26 protein-coding genes are annotated in these 23,913 nt (G+C 56.4%); 15 read left to right on the top strand and 11 right to left on the bottom strand.

What is annotated here, in order from left to right:
- Positions 1–10 precede the first annotated feature (10 nt).
- Both GOX61_RS21235 and GOX61_RS21230 read right to left on the bottom strand, forming a co-directional pair.
- Entirely contained in the window at positions 11–355 is a 345-nt protein-coding gene (locus GOX61_RS21235; protein ID WP_155145952.1) for a hypothetical protein, read from the bottom strand.
- The gene (locus GOX61_RS21230; protein WP_170336933.1) at positions 352–1,284 is read right to left on the bottom strand and encodes a DnaJ C-terminal domain-containing protein; all 933 of its coding nucleotides are present in this window, start codon (positions 1,282–1,284) and stop codon (positions 352–354) included. Before GOX61_RS21230 ends, GOX61_RS21235 begins: the two co-directional genes overlap by 4 nt.
- Positions 1,285–1,444: 160 nt before the next feature.
- On the opposite strand from GOX61_RS21230, the gene GOX61_RS21225 reads away from it, so the two are divergent.
- On the top strand, positions 1,445–1,828 hold the full coding sequence (locus tag GOX61_RS21225; RefSeq protein WP_155145948.1) for a hypothetical protein: 384 nt from the start codon (positions 1,445–1,447) through the stop codon (positions 1,826–1,828).
- On the opposite strand, the gene GOX61_RS21220 is transcribed toward GOX61_RS21225, so the two are convergent.
- Both GOX61_RS21220 and GOX61_RS21215 read right to left on the bottom strand, forming a co-directional pair.
- The gene (locus tag GOX61_RS21220; protein ID WP_170336932.1) at positions 1,829–2,932 is read right to left on the bottom strand and encodes a cystathionine gamma-lyase; all 1,104 of its coding nucleotides are present in this window, start codon (positions 2,930–2,932) and stop codon (positions 1,829–1,831) included.
- 3 nt (positions 2,933–2,935) lie between these two features.
- Complete coding sequence (locus GOX61_RS21215; RefSeq protein ID WP_155145944.1) at positions 2,936–3,778, bottom strand: TIGR00730 family Rossman fold protein; 843 nt, start codon at positions 3,776–3,778, stop codon at positions 2,936–2,938.
- A gap of 78 nt (positions 3,779–3,856) precedes the next feature.
- Between GOX61_RS21215 and GOX61_RS21210 the strand changes: the two genes are divergently transcribed.
- The 3 genes from GOX61_RS21210 to dapD all read left to right on the top strand — a co-directional run bounded on the left by GOX61_RS21210 (position 3,857) and on the right by dapD (position 6,366).
- The gene (locus GOX61_RS21210; RefSeq protein ID WP_170336930.1) at positions 3,857–4,774 is read left to right on the top strand and encodes a threonine/serine dehydratase; all 918 of its coding nucleotides are present in this window, start codon (positions 3,857–3,859) and stop codon (positions 4,772–4,774) included.
- Between the two features lie 45 nt (positions 4,775–4,819).
- On the top strand, positions 4,820–5,419 hold the full coding sequence (locus GOX61_RS21205) for a GntR family transcriptional regulator (RefSeq protein WP_155145940.1): 600 nt from the start codon (positions 4,820–4,822) through the stop codon (positions 5,417–5,419).
- Between the two features lie 119 nt (positions 5,420–5,538).
- Positions 5,539–6,366: a 2,3,4,5-tetrahydropyridine-2,6-dicarboxylate N-succinyltransferase gene (dapD, locus tag GOX61_RS21200; protein WP_170336928.1), complete on the top strand. Its 828-nt coding sequence runs from the start codon at positions 5,539–5,541 to the stop codon at positions 6,364–6,366.
- Between the two features lie 98 nt (positions 6,367–6,464).
- Here the strand turns inward: dapD and GOX61_RS21195 are convergent, their stop codons facing one another.
- Complete coding sequence (locus GOX61_RS21195; protein ID WP_170336926.1) at positions 6,465–7,370, bottom strand: hypothetical protein; 906 nt, start codon at positions 7,368–7,370, stop codon at positions 6,465–6,467.
- A gap of 114 nt (positions 7,371–7,484) precedes the next feature.
- Here GOX61_RS21195 and GOX61_RS21190 point away from each other — a divergent pair, with 114 nt between their 5' ends.
- The 3 genes from GOX61_RS21190 (at position 7,485) to GOX61_RS21180 (ending at position 10,312) form a co-directional block, all read left to right on the top strand.
- Positions 7,485–7,760 (top strand): hypothetical protein, encoded by a 276-nt coding sequence (locus GOX61_RS21190; protein WP_170336924.1) that lies wholly within the window; start codon positions 7,485–7,487, stop codon positions 7,758–7,760.
- A gap of 10 nt (positions 7,761–7,770) precedes the next feature.
- The gene (locus GOX61_RS21185; protein WP_170336922.1) at positions 7,771–8,307 is read left to right on the top strand and encodes a phage holin family protein; all 537 of its coding nucleotides are present in this window, start codon (positions 7,771–7,773) and stop codon (positions 8,305–8,307) included.
- 151 nt (positions 8,308–8,458) lie between these two features.
- Positions 8,459–10,312, top strand: coding sequence for a hypothetical protein (locus GOX61_RS21180; RefSeq protein WP_170336920.1), 1,854 nt, complete (start codon positions 8,459–8,461; stop codon positions 10,310–10,312).
- A gap of 47 nt (positions 10,313–10,359) precedes the next feature.
- On the opposite strand, the gene GOX61_RS21175 is transcribed toward GOX61_RS21180, so the two are convergent.
- The 3 genes from GOX61_RS21175 to GOX61_RS21165 are packed head-to-tail and all read right to left on the bottom strand — an operon-like array spanning position 10,360 to position 12,739.
- Positions 10,360–10,878 carry a DUF1007 family protein gene (locus tag GOX61_RS21175; protein ID WP_170336918.1) on the bottom strand — a complete coding sequence of 173 codons (519 nt, stop codon included), beginning with the start codon at positions 10,876–10,878 and terminating at the stop codon, positions 10,360–10,362.
- A gap of 11 nt (positions 10,879–10,889) precedes the next feature.
- The gene (locus GOX61_RS21170; RefSeq protein ID WP_170336916.1) at positions 10,890–12,008 is read right to left on the bottom strand and encodes a DUF3500 domain-containing protein; all 1,119 of its coding nucleotides are present in this window, start codon (positions 12,006–12,008) and stop codon (positions 10,890–10,892) included.
- Positions 12,005–12,739 (bottom strand): O-methyltransferase, encoded by a 735-nt coding sequence (locus tag GOX61_RS21165; protein WP_170336914.1) that lies wholly within the window; start codon positions 12,737–12,739, stop codon positions 12,005–12,007. Before GOX61_RS21165 ends, GOX61_RS21170 begins: the two co-directional genes overlap by 4 nt.
- Before the next feature lie 149 nt (positions 12,740–12,888).
- Between GOX61_RS21165 and GOX61_RS21160 the strand changes: the two genes are divergently transcribed.
- The 3 genes from GOX61_RS21160 to GOX61_RS21150 all read left to right on the top strand — a co-directional run bounded on the left by GOX61_RS21160 (position 12,889) and on the right by GOX61_RS21150 (position 15,323).
- Positions 12,889–13,575, top strand: coding sequence for a response regulator transcription factor (locus tag GOX61_RS21160; protein WP_170336912.1), 687 nt, complete (start codon positions 12,889–12,891; stop codon positions 13,573–13,575).
- A gap of 1 nt (position 13,576) precedes the next feature.
- Entirely contained in the window at positions 13,577–14,827 is a 1,251-nt protein-coding gene (locus GOX61_RS21155; RefSeq protein ID WP_170336910.1) for a sensor histidine kinase, read from the top strand.
- A 151-nt stretch (positions 14,828–14,978) separates the two neighbouring features.
- Positions 14,979–15,323 carry a hypothetical protein gene (locus GOX61_RS21150; protein ID WP_170336908.1) on the top strand — a complete coding sequence of 115 codons (345 nt, stop codon included), beginning with the start codon at positions 14,979–14,981 and terminating at the stop codon, positions 15,321–15,323.
- Here GOX61_RS21150 and GOX61_RS21145 read toward each other — a convergent pair.
- Positions 15,320–16,378, bottom strand: coding sequence for a transporter substrate-binding domain-containing protein (locus tag GOX61_RS21145; protein WP_155145918.1), 1,059 nt, complete (start codon positions 16,376–16,378; stop codon positions 15,320–15,322). The genes GOX61_RS21150 and GOX61_RS21145 overlap by 4 nt on opposite strands.
- A 208-nt stretch (positions 16,379–16,586) precedes the next feature.
- Between GOX61_RS21145 and dapE the strand changes: the two genes are divergently transcribed.
- From dapE to rnr, 3 genes are read left to right on the top strand one after another with little or no spacing between them, the layout of a single operon-like run.
- On the top strand, positions 16,587–17,726 hold the full coding sequence (gene dapE / locus GOX61_RS21140; protein ID WP_170336906.1) for a succinyl-diaminopimelate desuccinylase: 1,140 nt from the start codon (positions 16,587–16,589) through the stop codon (positions 17,724–17,726).
- A 3-nt stretch (positions 17,727–17,729) separates the two neighbouring features.
- On the top strand, positions 17,730–18,305 hold the full coding sequence (locus tag GOX61_RS21135; RefSeq protein ID WP_170336904.1) for a TIGR04282 family arsenosugar biosynthesis glycosyltransferase: 576 nt from the start codon (positions 17,730–17,732) through the stop codon (positions 18,303–18,305).
- A 57-nt stretch (positions 18,306–18,362) separates the two neighbouring features.
- The gene (rnr, locus tag GOX61_RS21130) at positions 18,363–20,621 is read left to right on the top strand and encodes a ribonuclease R (protein ID WP_170336902.1); all 2,259 of its coding nucleotides are present in this window, start codon (positions 18,363–18,365) and stop codon (positions 20,619–20,621) included.
- On the opposite strand, the gene GOX61_RS21125 is transcribed toward rnr, so the two are convergent.
- Positions 20,612–20,998, bottom strand: a complete 387-nt coding sequence (locus GOX61_RS21125; protein ID WP_170336901.1) for a DUF1801 domain-containing protein — start codon at positions 20,996–20,998, stop codon at positions 20,612–20,614. The genes rnr and GOX61_RS21125 overlap by 10 nt on opposite strands.
- The gene (locus GOX61_RS21120; RefSeq protein ID WP_254436936.1) at positions 20,995–21,753 is read right to left on the bottom strand and encodes a glutathione S-transferase family protein; all 759 of its coding nucleotides are present in this window, start codon (positions 21,751–21,753) and stop codon (positions 20,995–20,997) included. Before GOX61_RS21120 ends, GOX61_RS21125 begins: the two co-directional genes overlap by 4 nt.
- A gap of 22 nt (positions 21,754–21,775) precedes the next feature.
- Here GOX61_RS21120 and GOX61_RS21115 point away from each other — a divergent pair, with 22 nt between their 5' ends.
- The gene (locus GOX61_RS21115) at positions 21,776–22,489 is read left to right on the top strand and encodes a helix-turn-helix transcriptional regulator (protein WP_170336900.1); all 714 of its coding nucleotides are present in this window, start codon (positions 21,776–21,778) and stop codon (positions 22,487–22,489) included.
- A gap of 63 nt (positions 22,490–22,552) precedes the next feature.
- Positions 22,553–23,869: a lytic murein transglycosylase gene (locus GOX61_RS21110; protein WP_170336899.1), complete on the top strand. Its 1,317-nt coding sequence runs from the start codon at positions 22,553–22,555 to the stop codon at positions 23,867–23,869.
- The last annotated feature ends 44 nt before the right edge of the window (positions 23,870–23,913 follow it).

Below are 23,913 nucleotides of genomic sequence, written 5' to 3'. Positions count from 1 at the left end.
CATCCGCAGCTTAGCTGCGACTGAACCGCGCTGTTCCGATCACCTTGATCAGCGTTTCACGAACGGGTTCAGGCTGGGCCTCGACCGCGTTCAACACCTCTCGCAGTTCTGCCCGCAGGCAGTGCATCTGATCAATCAGAGAGATCATCATCGACAGGGCATCCGCCTCCATGTCGTATTGTTCGTGCAACTCGCAGGCCAGTTCCAGCCGAGCAACGTCCAATGTCTGATAGACCAAGCCCTGTTCGGACTGCTGTGGGATCACGATCTCGGCAGCAAGATATTCAGACAACCGATCCGAGGTCAGGCGGGTAATCGTCGTGATAAGCTCGTCTTCTGTCAGGTAGCGGGTCATGACGGCATTCCTTTGCGCGGATCATAGCTGTGGGTTTCATGCCATGTCTCCATGAATTGCTTCAATTCATCGTCGATTTTGTCCGGCATCGTGATTGTAAGCTCAATCAGTTGATCCCCACGATCGGACGATCCCCGTTTTTTGACACCCTTGCCGCGCAGGCGAAGGGTCTTGCCGCTGCTGGTACCGGCAGGAACACTGACATTCACGCCACCGTCAATTGTGGGCGCAGGAACTTTGCCACCCAGAACAGCCTCATCAATCGTGATAGGCAGGGAAATGTGAATGTCGTCGCCTTTGCGTTCAAAAACCGGATGATCGGCTACCGAGATTGTAACCAACGCATCACCGGGTGGCCCTTCACCATATCCCGGTGCACCCTTGCCGCGCAGGCGAATGGTCTGGCCATCGGTAATCCCGGCAGGGATTTTCACCTCGATCCGATCACCATCTGGCAATGTCAGCTTTTGGCTGGCGCCGAAAACCGAGTCCAGAAAACTGATCTGGAGGGAATAGTTGAGATTGTGGCCCGGGGCATGAAATTCATGCGTGCGCTGCTGGCCGAAACCGCCTTGGCCTCGGTTACGCATAAACTCGGCAAAAATGTCGGACATGTCGTCCGGATCGCCATAAGTCGCGCCCGAGCGATAGGGGTTGCCCGCCGCCTCGGAGTATTCACGATAGTAGTGCTGCTGCGGGCGCTCCTGACCTGAGGCGTCGATCTCGCCATTGTCGTAGCGGGCGCGGGTTTCAGGGTCCTTGAGCAAATCATAGGCGGCCGCTGCCGCTTTGAATTTTGCCTCGGCCTCGGCGTCACCGGGTTTGAGGTCGGGATGGCACTCTTTTGCAATGCGCCGATAGGCTTTCTTGATTTCGGCGTCGCTGGCGTTTTTGGATACACCAAGCACCGAATATGGATCGTCGCTCATCTCACTCTCGCGGGTCGGGGGCAGGTCTGATCTAGATGAATGTGTTCTATCATGCGATTTCAACAGGTCAAAATGAAGAGGCGATTGAATTACCTCGTAAAATTTCGCAATCCTGCTAACATCTGCATGTTTCGAGATGATAACTGACGGAGATCCAAGGATGTCGCGCAGAATTAAGTCCGCTCTGGCCCTGTTGGCCGGGAATGCTGTTGGCCTGTTGCTGGCGATGCTGTTGCTGTCCGGGTTTTCGATCCGGCCCCTGTCGTTCATCGTGGTAGTGCTTGTCTTTACCGTTGTTCAGGTCATTGCAGAGCCGCTGATCCTGAAGCTGGGAGAGAAGAAAGCACCAGCGATCAAAGGTGGTATTGCCCTAATCGTGACGTTCGTAGGTCTGCTGGTGACGGATTGGATTACCGCCGGTCTGACGGTTGGTGGCATCTCGAACCTGCTGGCCGCCACATTGCTAGTCTGGCTGGGGGCGTTGATCGCCAGCGTGGTGCTGCCGATCTACGTTTTCAAAGAACTGCGTGAGCCGAAAAAGTAACTAGGCCAAAGTATCAAGGCTGGTCTTCATGGCCTGCCACAGCTCCTCAACCGGTTCGCAGCCAACCGACAAACGGACGAAAGCAGGATCCACTTCATCGCCCCAGCGCGCGCGACGTTCTGCTGAACTGTGGACACCTCCAAAGGATGTGGCGGGGCGAAGCAGCGGGCAGGTATTGATGAACTGCTCGGCCTTTGCTTCGTTTTCGAGAGTCAGGCTCAGCAGAAATCCAAAGCGTGAAGTTTGCGATTTCGCAAGCGAATGCGCGGGGTCATCCTGCAATCCCGGGTAGCGGATTTGTTTCACTTCAGCATGTGTGGCAAGCCGTTCAGCCAGCACTTGTGCCGAAGAACACATGCGATCGAACCGTACATCCAGCGTTTCCAGTCCGCGGTGCAACAACCAAGCCTCGTGCGGACCCGGGATCGCACCGGAAACGCGTCGCCATTCCTCGACCCGTTCCATGATCTGGGTGTTTCGACTGGCCACGTGCCCCATTAACAGATCGGAATGCCCACCCATGGCTTTGGTGTCCGAGGCGACCACGACATCGATACCCAGATCCAGCGGGCGCTGGCCCAGCGGGGTCATGGTCGTGTTGTCGGCGATGGTGGTCCCGCCGGCAGCGCGAACCTCAGCCGCAACTGCGGCAAGATCAATCATATCCAGACCTGGGTTTGAGGGGCTTTCGACAAAGACCACATCAAACCCTTCGAAACCGCCGGTGCTGAATTCGGTTGTTGCGCGTTCCTCGACCGAAACACCTAACCGTGACAAAAACCGATCCGCCAGCAAGCGGGTTACATAATAACCGTCTGAGGGGATCAGAATGCGCGAACCGGCTGTGACGGTGGCAAACAACGCCGCCGAAATCGCACCCATTCCGGACGGGAAAGTCAGGCAGGGTGCGTCTTCCAGATGGGACAGTACGTGTTCCAGATGCACCCATGTAGGGTTATCAACCCGCCCGTAAGTCGCATGTCCATCTGGCGCTCCGGGTAGGTGAAACATGCTGCTTTGCGTCAGCGGCAGGGCCACAGGTTCACCTTTGTCCAGTGCATTGCCGCGCAGGTGGAGCATCTCGCCGGTTTTGGGTGTCTTCATGGTTTAACGTCCCGGAATGACATCGCGTGGCGGGGCTGGTTCCCAGTTTTCGATAATGTCTACCGCCTCTTGTGCGGTATCGACAAAACGGAACAGGTCGAGATCTTCGTCCGAGATCGTGCCAGCGTCAGCCAGTGCTTCCCAGTTGATTACCTTTTCCCAGAATTCGCGCCCGAACAGCAGGAACGGTACGCGCTCCATGCGACCGGTCTGGATCAGGGTCAGGGATTCAAAAAGCTCATCCATAGTGCCGAAACCACCGGGGAAGATGGTGATGGCGCGCGCGCGCATCAGGAAATGCATCTTGCGGATCGCGAAATAGTGGAAGTTGAAGCTTAGTTCCGGGGTGACATATTCGTTCGGCGCCTGTTCATGCGGCAGAACGATATTCAACCCGATCGAACAGCCACCGGCATCCTGTGCACCACGGTTGCCTGCCTCCATAACGCCGGGTCCACCGCCGGTGACAATCACGTTCTCACGGCATCCGCTTTCATTGGATTTTTCGGTCATCAGCCGGGCGAATTCGCGCGCTTCGTCATAATACGTGGAAAGGCCTGCCAGCGTTTCAGTGCGTGCGGTGTGCTTTTGAGAAGGCTCGGGAATGCGGGCACCACCAAACATGACGATAGTCGAGGTGATTTCGCGCTCGCTCATGATCATTTCAGGTTTCAGCAATTCCAGCTGCAGGCGTACCGGGCGCAGTTCGTCCCGGCACAGAAAATCATCATCGGCAAAGGCAAGGCGATAGGCAGACGAGCGGGTTTGCGGCGTGTCCGGTACTTCGCTTGCGGTCGAGCGGTCGGTCTGAGCGTCGCGGAAGGGGCTGAGGCGGTCTTCTCTCATTGCTGGGGATCCCTGCTTGCGTGTTTTTAAAACAGCTATAGGGTTCGCGGGCAGAGTGCCAGTCACGGAAAGACGAGAATGGATTGGAAAGCGGAAATTTTGGCGGCGGCTGATCGCATCAATGGTCATGCGCAGATCACGCCGGTTATGCAAAGTCAGTCATTGGGTCTGGATTACCCGATTGAAATGAAGCTGGAGCACATGCAGCACACCGGCAGCTTTAAGGCGCGCGGAGCGTTCAACACATTGTTGAGCCTTGATGTGCCGGCAGCAGGTGTTGTGGCCGCATCCGGTGGTAACCATGGAGCTGCCGCTGCTTATGCCGCGCGGGCGCTTGGCCATCCTGCGAAGATTTTTGTGCCTGAGCTGGCGGGGCCTTCAAAGATCGGGTTGATCGAACGGATCGGTGCAGACCTAAGCGTTGTTTCCGGCGAATATGCCAACGCGCTGACCATGGCGCGCGCGCATGAAGAGGCAAGCGGGGCGATGCAGATTCATGCCTATGATGCACCTGCCACTGTGGCGGGGCAGGGCACCTGTTTTGCCGAGTGGGAGGCACAAGGCCTTCAGGCGGACACAGTGCTGGTCGCTGTCGGTGGCGGCGGGTTGATTGCGGGGGCTTTGGCTTGGTTTCAGGGCGCGCGCAAGATTGTCGCCGTTGAACCGGAAACCTCCTGTGCCCTGAATTCGGCATTGCAAGCCGGCGAGCCCATTGATGTCTCGGTTTCGGGGATCGCGGCGAACGCTTTGGGCGCTCGGCGGATTGGTCAGATTTGCTTTGAACTGGCGCAGGGGATGACGTCTGTACTTGTATCGGATGAGGCCATTGCTGATGCGCAGGACAAGTTGTGGCAGGCGCATCGCATACTTGTCGAACCTGCCGGAGCGACCGCTCTGGCTGCGCTGACATCCGGCGCTTACCAGCCAGAACCGGGCGAACGGGTCGCCGTATTGATCTGTGGCGGCAACATTGCCCCAGATCCGTTAAGTGCCTGAATTATCGCCTTGAGGGTCGCGTCGTGGGATTTTATCTATAATCCCATGACTGCGACCATCGCCGATTCCATCTTTGATACTCTGAGCCAACGCATAGTGACCGGCGACCTGCCAGCAGGAGAAAAGCTGCGGCAAGACCATATTGCACGCGCTTTCGAGACCAGCCATGTCCCGGTGCGCGAGGCCTTGTTGCGGCTTGAGGCGCGAGGACTGGCCCGCAGCGAACCGCGGCGCGGGATGCGGGTCACGGCCTTGGATCCTGCAGAGGTTCGCGAAGTCATCGAGATGCGGGTCGCGCTTGAAACCCTGGCACTGCAGCATTCGATCCAGAATTTGACGCCGTCAGCACTTAAGCTGGCGGACGACGCCCGCGTCGCGTGTGACGAAGCGCAGGATATGCCGACGTGGGAGACCAGGAACCGGATTTTTCACCGGGCCATTTTGACACCCTGTGCCAGGCCGCGTCTTTTGCACACGATTGATGATCTGCATATCGCCAGCGCCCGGCATCTGTTTGCACACTGGCGCCAACGATGGGCACAGCGTGCAGATGCGGATCATGCAGCCATCGTGCAGGCGATGAAGCGTCGCGATGCGGCCACCGCGACCGCGATTTTGGTTCGCCATATCCGTCGCGCAAGCTGATTTTCCCCAATTGCTCTTAGGATCAGCCGCAAAGCGGTCAATCTGCGTCGCATTGCGCCTTGGTTCCGGCTCTCATATAGGCCAAACCAACGTGAACAGATTCTGCAGGGAGTAGCCCCATGTCCAACGCGCAACTGGAAACAGCAATCGAAGCCGCCTGGGAGGCACGGGATACCATCACGCCCGCAACCACCGGTGAGCAGCGCGAAGCCATCGAAGATACGCTGAACGCACTGGACAGCGGCTCGCTGCGTGTGGCGGAAAAGCTGGAAAGCGGCGACTGGCATGTAAATCAGTGGGCCAAGAAAGCGGTTCTGCTGGGCTTCCGCATCAAGGACATGGAAATCCAGACCGGTGGTCCGCAAGACGGCGGCTGGTGGGACAAGGTGGACAGCAAGTTCGCCGGATGGGGTGAAAACCAGTGGCGCGCCGCAGGCTTCCGCGCGGTTCCGAACTGTGTGGTCCGCAAATCGGCCTATGTAGCCCCCGGCGTCGTTCTGATGCCGTCCTTCGTAAACCTCGGTGCCTATGTCGACGAAGGCACCATGGTCGACACGTGGGCCACCGTTGGTTCGTGCGCCCAGATCGGCAAAAATGTACACCTGTCCGGCGGCGTCGGTATCGGCGGTGTTCTTGAACCGATGCAGGCTGGTCCGACCATCATCGAAGACAATTGCTTTATTGGTGCCCGGTCAGAGGTGGTCGAAGGCTGCATCGTCCGCGAGGGCTCGGTTCTGGGCATGGGCGTCTTCATCGGCAAGTCCACCAAGATCGTCGATCGTGAAACCGGTGAGGTCATGTATGGTGAAGTACCGCCCTATTCGGTGGTTGTTGCGGGCTCGATGCCGTCCAAGAACAACGTCAGCCTGTATTGCGCGGTTATCGTGAAGCGTGTTGACGAGAAGACCCGTTCCAAGACCGGTATCAACGAATTGCTGCGGGACTGACCAAAGCACAAGCCAAGTAATCTAAGATAGGCCGCTGCGATAACCGCTGCGGCCTTTTCAGTTTCAGAACCACAGCAAATTGTCAGATGTCGTCGCGGTCATTTTCGTTGCCTGCAAAACCCCGGCAGCAACTCGCGACCAATGTCATTCAACATTTGATCTATTTCCGGAGAGACCAGAAATCTGGAGAATGCTTCCTGCAGGATTTCGTTGATGTCGCTGGAATCTTGATCGTTGTCATAAAACAGTTTCGCGAGACTTATGGCATTCAGTGACACAGATGTTGTGCCGAAGGAAGGGCTCGGTAGTCTGGTTTCAATAAGTGAGCCAACCCTTTGGTTTATACGTTTCTCCGAAAAGACCACGTTGACCACAGCATCTTTTCCCCAATATTTTTCCAGCCAGGATTTGGAAACCATATGATCCACATTGTGCGTGGGTAGCGGGTGATCAAAATCCTCTGACTCCTTGATGACTTCCAACATAGCTTTCCGGTAAAGTGAATAAGATGCACGAACCCAAAGCTGAGAGTAGAACAAGCTGCCATTGTTAGATGGGATTCGGACTTTTCCGGTTAGATATCTGGTGCTGTTCTCAAATCTTCGGCCAACTTTGACTGACACGAGCTCCGGCTGCGTCGAGCACCAGTTTTCAAGATGCGCCCAACTCTTGAATGCAATTGGTGGTCTGTATCCATCTTCCAAGAGTGTCAGAAAGTCCAACTCAGTGCTTTTCAACGCAAAAGGAAGCTGATCGGCGTCGTATATTCGTTGCAAGCTGTTCGGCCCTTTCCACTTGTTAGTCCAGTTGGCGTTTTCTACCGGACTTGACGGATAACGCAGTAGAGGACGACCGTTATAAAACTGTTCACGCCGCCCCTTGGCGAGATCTCCTGAGATGATTAACGTCGTGTGGAATTTGGTAAATCTGCAAACGCCAATTTGCGCCAATGAGACCATTCCTTGGTTGATGATCTGCTTAGCGCATCGAAGTTTTCCACACATTCGGACCAAAAGACCTCGGGGCTGAGAGGCTATCAATCGTATCAGTACCGTTTCTTGGAAATGTGTTACGAAAGGACAGATATTCACCTTTTTCTAATTTCGGACGGACAAAATATGGCGACAAAAGCTGAGCTTCTAGAAGAGCTTGAAGACCTAAGGGCGAAACTGGCTGAGACCCGAAAAACCAAGACTTCGCCCGGCGCAGAGACCGGTGAGCCACCCGATGATGACCCTCCAAACGGCGATGAACCAATGTCGCAGCTGGGCGATCTCGAAACACTCTGGCCTGAGATTTCGGAAGAACTGGAGAGGTTTCAACAACGTTACCCGCGTCTGACGATTGTCGGTGCATTCGCCGCCGGTTTCCTCCTTGGACGTACATCGAAGTGAAAGGGTCATCATGAGCTATTCGTTGCGCAAAGAAATCAGCCGTAGCACGCGCCGCATTGGCCGCAACGCCAACATTGCGTTTCGGGCCGAAAAGACAATCAGCCGAAGACGCTTTGCGGTACTCAGGATGCAGACGGGTATGCTTGCAGCTGCGGGGCTGCTTGCGGGGATCGGGATCATCATGCTTAACGTCGCCGTATTCTTTGTGATTGCCGAGCATGTCGGGAATGCAAATGCGGGGCTTATCCTTGCCGCTGGCGAGTTCGTCATAGCGGGAATTCTGGTCCTGGTCGCGATGCGTATGACCGCCGAGTCGGAACTGGAGCCTCTGGTAGAGGTACGGGATATAGCGATTGCCGACATAGAAGCCGATCTGGAAGAGGCTTTTGATGAAATAACGGATATCGCCGACGGCGTTCGCCAGATCATCCGCGATCCTCTGGGCGCGCTGATGGGAGGACTGGCAGGTCCGTTGTTGGCCGCTCTGTTCCGCTCGGTTAACTCTGACAACCAGAAGGACAAAGGCGAAAACGGATCGCAGGCTTGAATCTGGTCGGTTCGTGGACTCGAGCCATACCAGCGTTTAGCTGACTGCGCTGATCAACAATGGCTGCGAAACGAGATTTATAGAAACTTCGCCGTACTGTGGCCCAGATTGCCATCCAGATTTACCCAAAAAAGCTGTTGGAGTGGTCTGTATGAAATGGTTGTGGGCGTTGTTCGGCGTCGGCGTTGTTCTGTCTGCAATTGTATTGTCCGAAGCGGGGCAGGGTCTTTTGATCGTGCTCATGCTCAGCATGGTTGGCATACCTTTGGCAGTGGCCCTGATGTATGTGCCGATTCCCACCGGGATTCTGGGGATTTACCTGCTCATCCGAACAGTGCTGCGTCATTTGCCGGGGTTCCGGCGGGCGCACGGGTTGGTTCTCTTTGGGCTAAGCGCGGCGCTGGTCGCTGGGGTGATGTATGTAGTTCCGATCTATCACAACCAACAAGTCGACAAAGCTCTTCCACTTGCGGTCGCCGAGGATGTGCCTTTGTCCGGGGCAAAGGCTCAGGGATTGGTTGTTGGGCTGTATTCCAACGCCGACCGATGCGGTCAAACCTGTGCCGAGTTGTTGATGTCATCACCGGATATTCAGGTGGTGCTTGGCCGTTTTGAGCGGATCAAAGAGGGCGACCCCGCTACACCTCCTGCCGGTTCTGCCACCTGGGGGCTCGTTCCGGCAGGGATCGGTTTGTGCCCGTGGCCGCTAAATCAGGCCTCATCAGCCTTGCGCATCGCGATTGCCGAGGCTGAACTGGACGGTTACTGCTTTGCAGAAGTGCCTATGGCAGAACAGATTGACGTGGTGATCCAGGGCTATGATCTGCCGGGTGATGCTCCGGGCCAGGTCCGGGATGACAAACGTACCGAACTGTTCCTGCGCAACGGAGACAATCTGCGGTTATCATACCGGACAACAACGGGATTTCGTAACAAACTGTCCGTGCCGATGGTGTTCTTTTCGGAGGATGGCAATGGGCTTGATTTGGGCCTTTCGCTCGCTCCACCCAAAGAAATGGTTTCACTGGCCAGCCCCGTTCCCGACCTGTCGCGCGTGGTCCTCTATCAAGCTGTTCTGCCCGGTGACATTGTTTTACCAAGTTTCGAGGCTTACGCTGATCTGAGCCGGGATCAGCGGGATGCTCTGCGAAAGCGAGAAGCTGAGATGCGCAAGAGATTGGCCACTGCGCGTTATGATGCCGCCCTGACGGCCCTGGGATCAGGCGACGCGATAGAAATCACCAAAGGAATCAAGATTGCCAACAGCTATCTGCGCAAGCTGACCGGAGGTGGCGTCAAACCATCGGATGTGCCCTTGTTTGTGGCACTGATGTCAGCGCCGGGGGACCCGCAGAGGACGGCGTATCATGTATTGGACGATGCACCACCCGAAGTGCTCATGCCAGTGGTCGATGCAATTCTGGACCGGTTGATCGCGGCAGGCGAAGGGCCGATGCCTGGAAAATCCAAACAACGATATGCTGAGATTCTACGCCTGGCTGAAGATCAGCCCGCCGAAGACATCGCTGCGCGCACCGATCGTCTCGACCAATTGGTCGCCACCCCTTTGGGACGCGAAATGGCCGGTGGCCTGATGGCGTCGCGCGGTATCATTGGGCCGGACCAGGCCGCGATCCTGTTTGATTTTCTTGACGCGCGCATCGCGGACGGAGATCCCGAAGACGGATTTCAAACTGTATTCCACGGGTTGTGCCTGATGGGGCCTCAGGGGGTGCCCTATCTGAATGATATGGCACAACGCGAAAGGCACCTTGGCACGGTTAAACACAGCCCCTCAGTGCGCACCTCAGTTTACAATATGGTCCTGATGGGGATGGATGATGATGCGATCCGTCAGATATTGCGTTTCGACAATTATACCGACGCATCACGCCGCCAGTGGGCTGAAAGCATCCTCAGTAAACTCCGCGCCAAAGCGGAAAGCTCGCTTGACCGTCAGAAGACGCGCGGTGTTGTGCCGCCTTGGCGGCATCTGTGCCTATAGGATATTTCTGCTGCGAGACCGGTGTCTTGCCTCTCTTCCGGTTGACATTATTTATCCGACAATCTGATCGTCAGCGTCGATCCGTTCTCTGACCTTTCTATGCCTTGCTTGGGGAAAGCTTCGGACAATTTGCCAAAGAAGAAAGGCTGGATGAACCAATCGTGTGACAGACCCTCATATCTGACCGAGAGGCCTATCACGTGCTTGGCGTTGTCGAGTTTCCGAAACCGGGTATTAGCCTTTACCTCAATAACTCCTTCGCCTGCAGCAACGAACTGAAAATCGGGGACCGTAACCAACCGGTTGTCGAATGTGGCTGTGGTTTCGTCGATGATAAGCTCTGTTGCGGCAAGCACCTCCTCTCCGAACTGCGTGGCTTCGGTAGCGGAGACTTTTCCGTCGCCGTCCAGATCAATATGGGCGAAAATTACAGAGCCTTCATCATACGAGGGCACGATACGTATGTTGAGGACAGCTTGATCGAGATCGATAGAGAGCATGGCTTGCTGTTCGACTTTGCTGTGCGGGTGTGCCGAAAGCGGGCCCGCCAGAAAGAGCAGTGCCATAAGAATACGCATCATTTTGCTCCGATCCAGGCTGCGCCATAATCGTTCGACGGGTTCCGGAACATGCTGTGCGCGTGCTCCTGCTCTGGTGATTCAGCCAATGTGTCCTGCGGAGCATATTCGATCACGGTCGAAGGCGCGGTGATCCGATAGTAGGCGAACCCGGGCGCGTCCTGTGGTCCCCACCAACCGAAATATGTATCGTCTAATTCGGCCATGACGGTCTGCATCTTGGCCGCGTTGTCGTTGTCATTGATGAAACCGAGACGCGTTTGGATCAGTGAGATGAGAAGGTTCTTTTGCTTTAGGGAAAGGTCACTGCCTTTCACACCTTCTGGTGCAACAATGGTGCCATATTCGCCGGGGCCGAGCAGCAAATTGATAGCCGTGTCTCCACGCACGGCATCGGCTTTTTGCAGGTCGGTCAGGCTCTCCAGCACGGCCTGAGCCGCGTCCACTTCATTCTGAATGATGAACACCCTCTTGCCTTCATAATCGATGTCTAGTGGTTGGCCTCCGGTCAGCATGGGCGAGAAGGTCACGTCAGCCCCATAAACCGTAATGTTGATTCCCAGATGATGGCCGCCGAACTGGAACATCCATGGTTGCGTTTCAGAGGGCTCGCCAAGAAACGCGACGTAGAATTTATCGACACCATATTCGCCGAAGGGGTCGTCCGTTGGAAACGTACGCTCTGCGGCGAGCTGATAGTCAATATTGCGAACACCGTCTTCGCTCATGAATTCTGCGATCAGAGTATCCATAAGAACATATTGCTGCTCGGACAGTGTACCAATGCGCAGCCCGCCTCGTGGAATCATACCTTCGGGGAAGTTCGACCATTTCGAGCGTTGTTCATTGTCGGAGAACGAGTATGTGGCAGCATCCCGTTGGGTCGTGTCGAGCGAGCCAAGAAAGGCGTCCGCAGCCGAGACAATGGACGAGGTCTTGGCATCCGGAGCACGGTCCTTGAAACTGACGCGCAGGGGCAGCTCGACCGGAGCCGTATTCACTCCGAAGGCTACGCTCGTGATCAGGCGGGGATTGAGGAAAAAGCCTCCGACAACACCACCGAGGAGTACAGCCGCAGCCATACAGATGATGCCTGTGAAAATCAGGATACGTTTCATGAAGGCTCTCCTTGTTGGTCGACAAAGACAGAGATTGATGTGTTCCGGTTCAGCGCCGTGGTGATGAAGCCTGAATTCGACGCAGAAACGCGGGCAAAATACTCTTTGCCTTCCGAGAGGTTGATATTGTCGCCGATAACAATCGCGCCGCTCTTGAGCTTGGGAAGCAGCACGTCCAGCACACCGTTGTAGAGGTCTTTCCAGCCGTCGAGGAATACCAGATCCACGTCAGGATCGACGTCTTGCAACGTTTCCAACGCATCGCCTTTGCGCATCGTGGCATACTTGCCAAGGCCTGCCCGATCGAGATTTTCCTGCGTGGCTGCGCATTTGTTGGGCTCAATCTCTGTCGTGATGACATGGCCGCCGGTATCCTTGGCGGCCGCAGCCAGATAGATCGTGCCAATCCCGAACGAGCTGCCAAATTCGACGATGCGCCGAGCGTTCGTGGACACCGCCATACTGTAGAGATAGCGACCCTGCTCGGGCGACACGGGGATGTAGGCATCTTTCAGCATTTCGGGCGTGAGCGCCTTCATCATGCTTTGGCCGCGCAGCAGGCCCCAGATCGCCTGCGGGGCATATTTCAGCATGGGCAACCAGTCACTTCGGGCGTTTCCATGCAACGTTTCAAGAGTTTTGAAGACCTGCGCGTCATTCAGTGTGCAGGTCATTTGCGCGTTCGAGCGTGATATCCGCGCAGAGGTTTTCAGTTTGGCTCGCTGGGCCATTTCGGTTCTCCGATTTACATCGACCGTCATATGGCCTTGCTGTTTTTCTGCCGCCTTTCTGCAACGTAAAGTTATGTAAAGGTCGACAGCAGCAGCCTTTTCAGATGTGCCAGTTCGCGCCAAAACAAAGAGGAAAGGAGCCCGCTACGATGGCAGAACGCATTCTGCTGATCGATGATGACGCCCGGCTTGCCGAAATGGTCGGCGAGTACTTGCAGGGATTCGGCTACTCTGTGTCCGTGATCGGAAACGGGGTCGAAGGGCTTGAAGCTCTTCGCGATGGTCAGTTCGATGCGCTGATCCTTGACCTCAGCTTACCGGATATAGATGGATTGGAGGTGTTCCGAAACATTCCCGCATCGGCAGCCTTGCCGGTCATCATGCTGACAGCGCGTGGTGATCCGATGGATCGCATCCTGGGTCTTGAATTGGGTGCCGATGACTATCTGGCAAAACCGTTTGAACCACGCGAGTTGCTCGCCCGGCTAAAATCGATCATCCGTCGTGGGTCTCGCAATCAACCGACACAGGTTATGACATTCGGGCGGCTGGGCATCGATCTCGATGCCATGGAGGCGCGGATCGACGGGCAGCGATGTGATCTGACCAGCTATCAGTTCCAGTTGCTGTCGGCGCTTGCGACCCGCGCTGGACGCGTCCTGAGCCGGGATCACCTCATGAATTATTTGCAGGGCACGGATCTTGATGCCTTCGATCGATCCATCGATGTGCATGTCTCACGCATCCGCGCGGCCATAGAGGATGATCCCAAGCACCCCAAAAGGCTGATTACCATTCGCGGGGCAGGTTATCTGTTTGCGAAGTCTCAGGATTGAAATGAAAAGCCGTCTTTTCATACAGGTGGCGCTGGTGATGATCACCGGGCTGGTCCTTTTTGCTGTGATGGTGTCAGTTTTTTGGAGTCGTGTGTTCGACGCGCGTTTCAACGTGGCGCTGGACAAGCTGACTTCTGATGTATCCGTGCTGCTGTTGCCCGCGGCTGGGGTGCCAGACGCTACGCAGCAGGCAGCGATCCAGCGAATTGCCGAAGGTCTTTCCGTTAACCTGACAGTCTACGGACCAGATAGCCGTTTGATTGGCTCCAGCGGGCCACCCGTTCCGCTTTCGCTACAACCAGTCACGGAAGGTCAATGGGAGGAGTTGATCGACGGCACCCATTGGATCAGCCGCCTGGCGGACGGGCGTATTGTCATTGCGGATCTTAGCCTTCTTGGATTTGCCGGTGACAGCTTGGCGGTCACTTTGGTTTTTGGACTTCTGGTCTTGCTTGTATTTTCGCTTATGTATCCGCTGGTTCGGCGCATTACTCGCCGGCTGGAACGCCTTCAGAATGAGGTCGAAGCGATCGGTACCGGTGATCTGTCCAGGCGCGTCACGGTGGAGGGAGATGACGAAATCGCCAAACTGGCGGCCAGTTTTAACGCCTCGACGGAGACCATCGAAGATCTGCTGAACCGCCAGCGCATGCTGCTTGCCAACGCCTCTCACGAGTTGCGCACGCCGCTTGCGCGTATTCGGATGGGGCTTGAACTGTTAGACACAAAAGAAACGCCAGAAAGGCGCGCTGGCCTTCGGCAGGACATTGGCGAGTTGAATGCCTTGATCGACGACCTGATAGCCATGGCCCGATTTGACGCGGGGGCAGCGGAGATCTGTTTTGAGCCTCTGGATCTACTGACGCTTGTCTCCGAAGAGGTCAGTCGCGTGGAGGGAGGTACAGTTACTGGAAACCACGTAGAAGTGTCAGGAGACCGCAGGATGCTGTGCCATTTGATTCGAAACCTGCTGGAGAATGCACAAAAGTACGGTGCTCCGCCGATAGAAGTATCCGTCCATACCAACGAAAATGGGGTGCAGCTCAAAGTTTCTGACCAAGGTCCAGGCATCTCCCCGAATGAACAGCAGCAGGTCTTGGAACCATTTTATCGGGGCGTAGGAAAACAGAACATTCAGGGTTCTGGATTGGGTTTGTCCCTGGTGGCGCGGATTGCACAGGTGCACGGGGCGCGCGTAGTGATCGAAGATGTGCCTAAGTCTGCGGTTTCAATTGTTTTCCCTCGTCCTTGACGAACGGAAGCAACGTCTCGCACAGCCAAGAATTCCACATTCAACACCGGATACGATTGCTGCGTGCGCTCCTGTCGGTTCCAATCAGTCATTACCAAGGTTGACTTGGTTGAACTTGACCACATTCGGGCATGTCGCTAAGGCCGCGTCTATGGAAAAGCAAAAGAAACCCTCACGTCAGCAAGTCTATACCCTTTTGGTTCAGATTGGTCGCAAAGACGGCGACGGCCTGCCCGAAGGCGCAACCGGGGCGGCGCTTATGTGCTACGCCAGCGGCGTGGACGAGGCAGAAGCCGTGCGTGAGACCGTTGCCATCCTAAAGCAAGCCGACACTGCGCCGCTTGATGTGACCGGGTATGGCACTTTGGCCGAACGCGAGGCACAGGGACATGACATCGAACCTGATGAACGGGCCCTGATGCAGCGCGCACTTGATGAAAACGCGGTTATCGTAGCGCAAATGACACCGTTTTTCGGGGATCAGGAAACAGCTTAGTTTCGCACTCCAAACCACTTGCGGTAGATTTCGTCATAGGTGCCGTCTTCTCGCAGGAACAGCAGCGCCTGATTGACATCTTCGACCAGTGGGGACCCGGTTGGGAAGGCGATCCCGTAATTCTCACGCAGGAATACACCACCAGTCATGGTCGCAATTTTGCGCCCCTCGTGTGAGGCAAAGTAGGACAGGATAGGTGCGTCGAACACAACGGCGTCGAGCTCTTCATTCCTGAATGCCGTCAGCATTTGTTCCAGTCCGGCATAACCGCTGTATTGAACCTCGCGCCTTTCAAGGAAGCTGGCGGCAGTCGAACCGGATATTGTGCCCACCTGTTTGCCGTACAGGTCGTTGACCGAATTCACGTTGCCGGCAATCGCCTCGACGGTCATGACCGATGTGATACGGGCGGTGAATACCGACACAATGAAAAGCGAAGACACAACAAGGACAACACCCAAAAACCGTCCAAACGGTGTACGGGGCATGCGTTCTTCAAATCCGCCATTCACGACCAGATTGAGCGCCCACCAAAACGACGGGAACCACGCTTCGTTCAGCTTGCGGTCAAAATAGGGTTGCGCGCGCCGCTCAAAGCTCCACATCAACATGCCACCGCCAAGGAGGATGGCAAAAGCCAGCCCGATCGCGATGAACAATTCGGCGGACAATAGCGCCTGCAGCAACGATGGCCTGCGCGCCGCATCTGAGGGGACCATGATCTGCAGCCCGGCCTCGAATATGGGCTGGCTGAAATCCATGCGAGCCTCGCGAGAGGCGGTAATCGAGATATTCGCGATGGCAAGATCTGCTGTCCCGTTCTGCACGGCGTCCAGCATATCGGCGAAGGCGTCTACGCGATTGATGGTGTAATCCCAGCCCAGCGACTCAGACAGTGCCTCAAGCAAATCCATCGAGAATCCGGTTTGCGCCTCGTCCTCGACATACGAGAACGGGGGACGGGTCACAGTCGTGACCGTAAGGGTCTGGGCCTGGCTTTGCTGTGCAAGTACTGCGAAAGTCAGGCAGAGCAGGGCGAAAACTACGCGCATCATTGTCAATTTACCTGTTTCGCGGCCCTCTAACGCAAATGAGGAAGGCGCGGCAAGACAGTCGCAGGGTAAAGGCTGACGATTTCTTGCGGTGTTGTTTCAGGGCATGGCAAAGATCACACGAAGAATTTGAGCGGTTGGGGTTGGCAATCCTTCCAATTCGTTGAATCTGTGCGCGAACCCCGGCGCAAATGAGATTGAGAGGTATTCTATGACCGATCCAGTTCAGTTGACAGCGGATCTGATCCGTTGCCCATCGGTCACACCCGAGGAAGGTGGTGCACTTGTTCTTTTGGAGCGTGTCCTGTCGGACGCCGGGTTCGAATGCGCTCGGGCAGACCGTGGCGATGTCAGTAATCTGTACGCGCGCTGGGGCAAAAAAGGGCATGCTCGCAGTTTCGGTTTTAATGGCCACACCGACGTTGTTCCAGTGGGGGATGAAGCCGCGTGGACGAAGCCGCCTTTTGGCGCCGAGGTTCATAATGGAGTGATGTATGGGCGTGGCACGACCGACATGAAGTCGGGTGTTGCAGCATTTGCCGCCGCTGCGATTGATTTTGTGCGTGAAACGCCTCCGGACGGGGCGATCATTCTGGCGATCACAGGTGATGAAGAAGGGGATGCGGTGGATGGGACGACCGCGTTGCTGGACTATATGGACCAGGCTGACGAACGTATGTCGGTTTGTTTGGTCGGAGAGCCAACTTGCCCCAACCAGATGGGTGAGATGATCAAGATCGGGCGGCGTGGTTCGATGACGGCGTGGTTTACCGTGACGGGTGTGCAAGGGCATTCGGCCTATCCGCATCGCGCAAAGAACCCGCTGCCGGCCATGGCGCGCCTGATGGACCGATTGGCCAGTCACGAGCTGGATCAAGGCAGTGATCATTTTGATGCCTCGACGCTTGCGGTTGTGAACATTGATACGGGTAATTCAGCGACAAATGTCATCCCGGCGCAGTGTACAGGAGCGGTGAACATCCGGTTCAATGATCTTCATTCTGGTGCCAGCCTCAGCGAATGGCTGCAGACCGAAGCCGATGCCGTTGCCAAGGCTTTTGATGTGGCGATCGAGATAAAAATCAAAATCTCAGGTGAGAGTTTTCTGACACCTCCGGGGCCGCTTTCGGATCTGGTGGCGAACGCAGTCAAAGCCGAAACTGGTATTCAGCCAGAGCTGTCGACCACAGGGGGAACCTCGGACGCTCGTTTCGTCAAGAACCATTGCCCGGTGGTGGAGTTTGGTCTGGTAGGTCGCACCATGCATCAGGTTGATGAGTGTGTTGAAGTTGCGCAAATTGACCAGCTCAAGGCGATCTATTCGCGAATACTGACCGACTATTTTTCCTGATCCATGCAGCGTTCCTTGGTCATCATGGTCAAAGAACCCCGGCCGGGGCGGGTCAAGACGCGTCTTGGGCGCGATATTGGCATGGTTGGCGCGGCCTGGTGGTTCCGGCATCAGACACGTTCATTGATCCGGCGCCTGCGAGATCCTCGCTGGCAGATTGTGTTGGCTGTATCCCCCGATCGCGAGGGGCTGAACAGCCGGGTCTGGCCTGCCGATCTCACCCGTGCTGCACAGGGGCGGGGTGATCTGGGGCATCGGATGGGGCGGATGTTGCGGGCAGTGCCGAAAGGACCGGTTTGCCTGATCGGTGCTGACATTCCCGGCATCACGCGTCGACATATTGCACGCGCCTTTGATGAGTTGGGGAAGGCTCAGATGGTGTTTGGACCAGCACCCGATGGCGGTTATTGGCTGGTCGGTGCGCAGCGATACGGTGCGTTGCCAGAAGGTCTGTTTCGTGATGTGCGCTGGTCGACGGAACACGCTTTGGCCGACACGCTTGCCTCGGTACCGGATCTTCGGGTCGCGATGCTGGACCAGTTGCGCGACGTGGATACTGTCGCTGATTTGCGTACCTGACCCAAAGCGCCGTTTTTTGGTCATGACGCAGTCTCATCCCCGTGCTAGGGCGGAAACATGACACGTATTCCAACCAAGCAGGAGGTCCTTGACTGGATCTCGGCGAACCCCACCCTTACTTCGAAACGCGATATCGCCAAGGCCTTTGGCATCAAGGGCGCGGACCGGATCGATCTAAAGCGCATATTGAAAGAGCTTGAGGCCGAGGGGCATCTGGAGAAACGCAAGCGCAGCTATCGCGACCCTGACCGCTTGCCGCCGGTCAGCGTGCTGCAGGTCAAGGCGCCCAATTCGGATGGCGATCTGTTTGCGCGCCCGCTGGAATGGCACGGCGAAGGGGTGGAGCCCATCGTTTTGATCGTTGCGCGCGCCAGTGATCCGGCGTTGGGCGAGGGCGACCGCATTCTGGCTCGCCTGACAGTGGTGCATGAGGAAGACCACAATTACGAAGCCCGCTTGATCCGGCGCATTGGCTCGAACCCGCGCCGCATTGTGGGTATTTTTCGCAAGGGCGCCGAAGGCGGGCGGATCGTGCCCATCGACAAGAATGGTCAGACCGACTGGCTGGTTCACGACGGAGCGGTTCACGGAGCCAAAGATGGTGAACTGGTCGAGGCCGAGCAGGCCGGTCCAAAGAACCGCATGGGTTTGCCCCGCGCGCGCATCGTGGAACGGCTGGGGGATCCTTCAGCTCCGAAGGCCGTTTCGTTGATCGCGATTCACCAACACGGCATTCCGGATGATTTCCCGGACAAGGTGATCGACGAGGCTGACAAGGCCAAACCTGCCGGTCTGAAAGGGCGGGAGGATTTGCGCGAGATGCCCTTGCTGACCATTGATCCATCAGATGCGCGGGATCATGACGATGCCTGTTATGCCCATGCTGATGATGATCCAAAGAACCCCGGCGGGCATGTAATCTGGGTCGCCATCGCTGATGTCGCCGCTTACGTTCAACCCGGCACCGCATTGGATCGCGAGGCGCGCAAGCGTGGCAACTCCAGCTATTTTCCTGACCGCGTGGTGCCGATGCTGCCGGATCGGCTGTCGGGTGATCTGTGTTCGTTGCACGAAGGTGTCCCGCGCGCTTGTATCGCCGTACGGATGCAAATCGATGCAGAGGGTAACAAGATCGGTCATCGGTTCGTCAGGGGGTTGATGCGATCCGCTGCATCTTTGCACTACGCAGAAGTGCAAGAGGCCATTGACGGCAATCCGAATGATCGGACGGGGCCATTGCTGGAACCCGTTCTGAAACCGCTTTACGCCGCCTACGAAGCGCTGAAAAAGGCGCGGGCCGAGCGCCAGCCACTGGATCTGGACCTGCCTGAGCGTAAAATTGTACTCAGCGACGCTGGGGAGGTCGAAAGTGTTGCGTTTCGCGATCGTCTCGACGCGCACCGTCTGATCGAGGAGTTCATGATCCTCGCCAATGTTGCCGCTGCCGAGACCCTGATCGCCAAACGCCGGCCATTGCTGTTCCGGGTGCACGAAGAACCTGCGCCCGAAAAGCTGGAGAGCCTGAGGGAGACTGCCCAAGCCGCCGGTTTGAACCTTGCCAAAGGTCAGGTGCTGCAAACCCGCCATCTGAATGCCCTGCTGAACGCGGCAGCAGGAACCGAGGATGCTGAGCTGATCAATCTCAGCACGCTCAGGTCCATGGCGCAGGCCTACTATAACCCGGAGAACTTTGGTCATTTTGGCCTGGCACTGCGGAATTATGCGCATTTCACCTCACCCATCCGCCGATATGCAGACCTGATCGTGCACCGTGCACTGATCACCGCGCATGGCTGGGGCAAAGACGGTCTGACCGAGGAAGAGATCGACAGGCTGGAGGAAACGGCCACCCATATCTCGGACACCGAGCGCCGCTCGATGATGGCCGAGCGGGATACCACGGATCGGTATCTGGCGGCCTATCTTAGCGAACGTGTCGGAAACGAATTCTCCGGGCGTATCAGCGGGATCGCCCGGTTCGGGGCTTTTGTGAAGATGGACGAAACCGGCGCGGACGGTCTGGTGCCCGTCCGTTCCCTTGGACGCGAATTCTTTCATTTCGACCGTGAGGCGGGAACGCTGATGGGGTCCGACACGGGGTTGATTATCGCAATTGGCCAACGCGTGACAGTGCGCCTGACTGAGGCAACGCCGGTTACTGGCGGGCTTGAGCTGGAATTGCTGTCGATTGACGATCAGGCCCTACCGCGCGGGCGCGGATCGAAAGGGCGGCCGACAAGACGCAAGGCCGTCAGTACCAAGCGGAAGAAAGACAAGATCAAACGCAAGGTCGAGCGCAAACGCCGTCAGAGGTGATAGGTCAACGCCCGGGCGATCAGCCATCCATGGCGGGTTTCGTCTATCTGATCCGGGCTGTCGAACAGGATCGCCCGGTTCCCGTCGATCCGGTCTTCGCCTGGAAAGGCCGATGTGAATTCGCCCATCAACCTGCTTTGGCAATGGACAAAGAGTGCGAACCGCGCTGATTTGTGACCGCCCAGACGGATCGTAGACCCTTTGGGCGCCAGATAGGCTGGCTGACCCCAGCGCAGCGCCTCTTGCAACGGTAGTGCTTTGGGCAATTCCTGCGCCGTTTCAAAGATCAGCTCTCGCAGCTTCAGGACACCGGTACGGGTGTCCTGAGGCAGGGCATCGAAAGCTGCAGAAATGGCGGGGTCTTCAAAAGGTCTCATGCCAGTGGGATCGCTTTTTCCATTCTGTCTACATAGCTGTTGATCAGACTATCCTCTTTGATGCGTCGGGTCAGCGGTGTATCTACAGGTGTTGCGCGCATCGCGGCCAGCATAGGCCCGACGCTCATATCCGCCGAGGTTGGGCGATCCCCCAGTAGAAATGGCGATTGCCAGAGATAGGCAGAGATCGCTTCGAGATCCCGTTCGACCCGGTCCAGACGTTCGGCTGGCGAGAAACGGGCAACACCTTGTGCAACAAGGCCTTTTAGAACCGATTTTCGGATTGAGTTTGAAACAGGCTTTCGGATCAACGCGGGTATTTCGATAAAGAACGTCTTTTGCAGAATGGGCCAGACCTCGTCATTGGCCCAGCGATCCTGCACGATCTGAAAATACAGATGCTCTTCAGCCATTCTGATCAGGGTACGTGATTGCGCCCTTTGAATGTCGCTGAGGCCGGTATCAAAATTTGCACCCTGCGCTTCTAGCCAGTCCCGGATCAGATCACTGTCGGGGACAAGCCGCTCGGGCGTGCGTAGCACGGGCAGTTTGCTGTGGGGCATCTTGCGCGGGTCAAGCATGTCGGACCTTTGCCATCGATGACCGGATTGCTGCAGCATATAGGCGGTTTTCACGCAGAACGGACTGGCACTGAACAGGCCAAAGGCAGAGGGGTAGGTCAGAAGGGTCAGCATCATCGGCTCCATGGTGGGGATGCCTGATGGATACCCGTCTCTGATGACAGAAAGTGTCATTAGGTTTAAGCTAAGGTTTGTCATGTCTCGTACCGCCCGTCTGTTTCAACTGATGCAAGCCTTGCGTTCTGGTCCGTCGCCAAAGACCTCGGTCCAGTTGGCGCAGGATCTGGGCGTTTCGGCGCGCACTGTGCATCGCGATATCGACGCCCTGCGTGGGCTGGGGGCAGTCATCGATGGAGAAGCGGGTTTCGGGTTCACTCTGATCGAAGATGCTACGCTGCCGCCGCTGGGGTTTACCGACGATGAGTTGGAGGCACTTGTTCTGGGGTTGCGGGAGGTGCAGGTCATTGGCGATCCCGCGCTATCCGAGGCCGCCGCTGAAGCTCTGCGAAAGCTGCAGGGGCGGTTACCGCAGCGTCAGTCGCATCGCCTGAGCCACGCGGTCCTGGCTGCAACCCGCTTTGACCGGCCTGCTGTGCCAACGATCGAAGTGGCCGAGTTGCGGCAGGCTGCCTGGGATGAGCGTTCGATCGAATTTGCCTACACAGATGCAAAGGGTGACAACACACGTCGAAAGGTCAAACCGCTGAGCATCGTTTACATGGACCGGTCCAGCGTGCTGCTCAGCTGGTGCCATTTAAGGCAGGATTTCCGCGTGTTTCGATTGGACAGGATGCAGGAAATGTCCGTGACCGATGAAAGCTTTAGGCCCCATCGCGTGCCATTGCTGCGTGAGGCGCTGGCCCGCATTCGGGCTGAACACACAGCAAAACAACGTGACTCGCAAACCTGAGTGCTTTGTGAATTTTCGTTTTTGCGCTATCCTGAGGTTGAGCAGTAATCAGGAAAAATCGGAATGCGTATATGCGTAGGTGGCGTCATGACCGCCGCATTGTGGGCATCCATCGTGCAGGCGGACACAACAAACAATTCACTTCGGCCGCAGGTCAGGCCAATGTTGGACAACATCCAACTGGCATCGGCAGACGTAACCGTATCGGTTCGTCCGATGCCAAGACCTTCGGCTGAGGTTCATCGCGTGTCAGCAGGTGGAAATGCCAGATTTCAGGCCTGGCTCGGCGCGTTTCGGGAACGCGCGGCAGAACAGGGTTTGTCTCACACAACGCTGGATCGGGCGTTGACGGGAATAAGTTATGATAAAGACATCATAAAGAGAGACCGCAATCAGGCTGAGTTCTCGAAACCGATCTGGGAATATCTCGATTCAGCAGTGTCCGATACGCGGATTTCCAATGGTCGCGCGGCGCTGGAGCGGAACCGGCAGACGCTGGAACGGATCGAAACCGAATACGGGGTAGAGAAAGAGGTCGTTACGGCGATCTGGGGGTTGGAAACCTCTTTCGGGACATATCGAGGTGGCAATCAGACCATCCGTTCACTTGCGACTTTGGCGTTTGATGCACGTCGTGCCCAGTTCTTTGAAACGCAGCTGGTGGCAGCGTTGCAAATCATACAGGCAGGCGATGTCAGTACCGGCAACATGATCGGCAGTTGGGCTGGCGCGATGGGTCATACCCAATTCATGCCAACCTCGTATCTGGAACATGCGGTGGATTTCGATGGGGATGGACGACGCGATATCTGGTCCGATGATCCAACAGATGCGTTGGCATCAGCAGCAGCCTATCTGGCGCGTCACGGCTGGACCAAGGGTCAGCCTTGGGGAGTTGAAATCCGCCTGCCGGAGGAATTCGATTATGCAACGGCCCGGCGGGATCACACCCTGATGCCATCAGAATGGCGCGCGCGTGGAGTTCGGTCCATAGACGGCAGAGCAGTCCCCGATCATGGTAAGGCCGCGATCCTGTTACCTGCAGGTGGGAAAGGTGTGGCGCTGATGATTTTCGACAATTTCAAGGTGATCGAGCGTTACAACGGCGCGGATGCTTATGTGATCGGTATCGGTCATTTGTCCGACAGGTTGACTGGAAAACCCTCATTTCAGGCGGGTTGGCCGCGTAGCGACAGAGTGCTGAGCTTCACCGAACGCAAAGAGTTGCAGCAACGTCTGACGCAGGCCGGGTTTGACACACAAGGGATTGATGGACGTACCGGGCCGAATACGATCGAAGCGGTGCGGGCATATCAATTGGCACGAGGGTTTGTACCGGACGGGTATCCGACGCTGAATCTTTTGGAAGGGTTGCGATAAAAGGTTCGCACCTGGGATAGCCTTGGCTGCTGTTGCATTGCTAT

The sequence above is a fragment of the Ruegeria arenilitoris genome (assembly GCF_013030265.1).
GTDB lineage: Bacteria > Pseudomonadota > Alphaproteobacteria > Rhodobacterales > Rhodobacteraceae > Ruegeria > Ruegeria arenilitoris_E.
The sequence above is the reverse complement of the archived record's forward strand: the minus strand, read 5'-3'. Positions and strand labels throughout refer to the sequence as shown.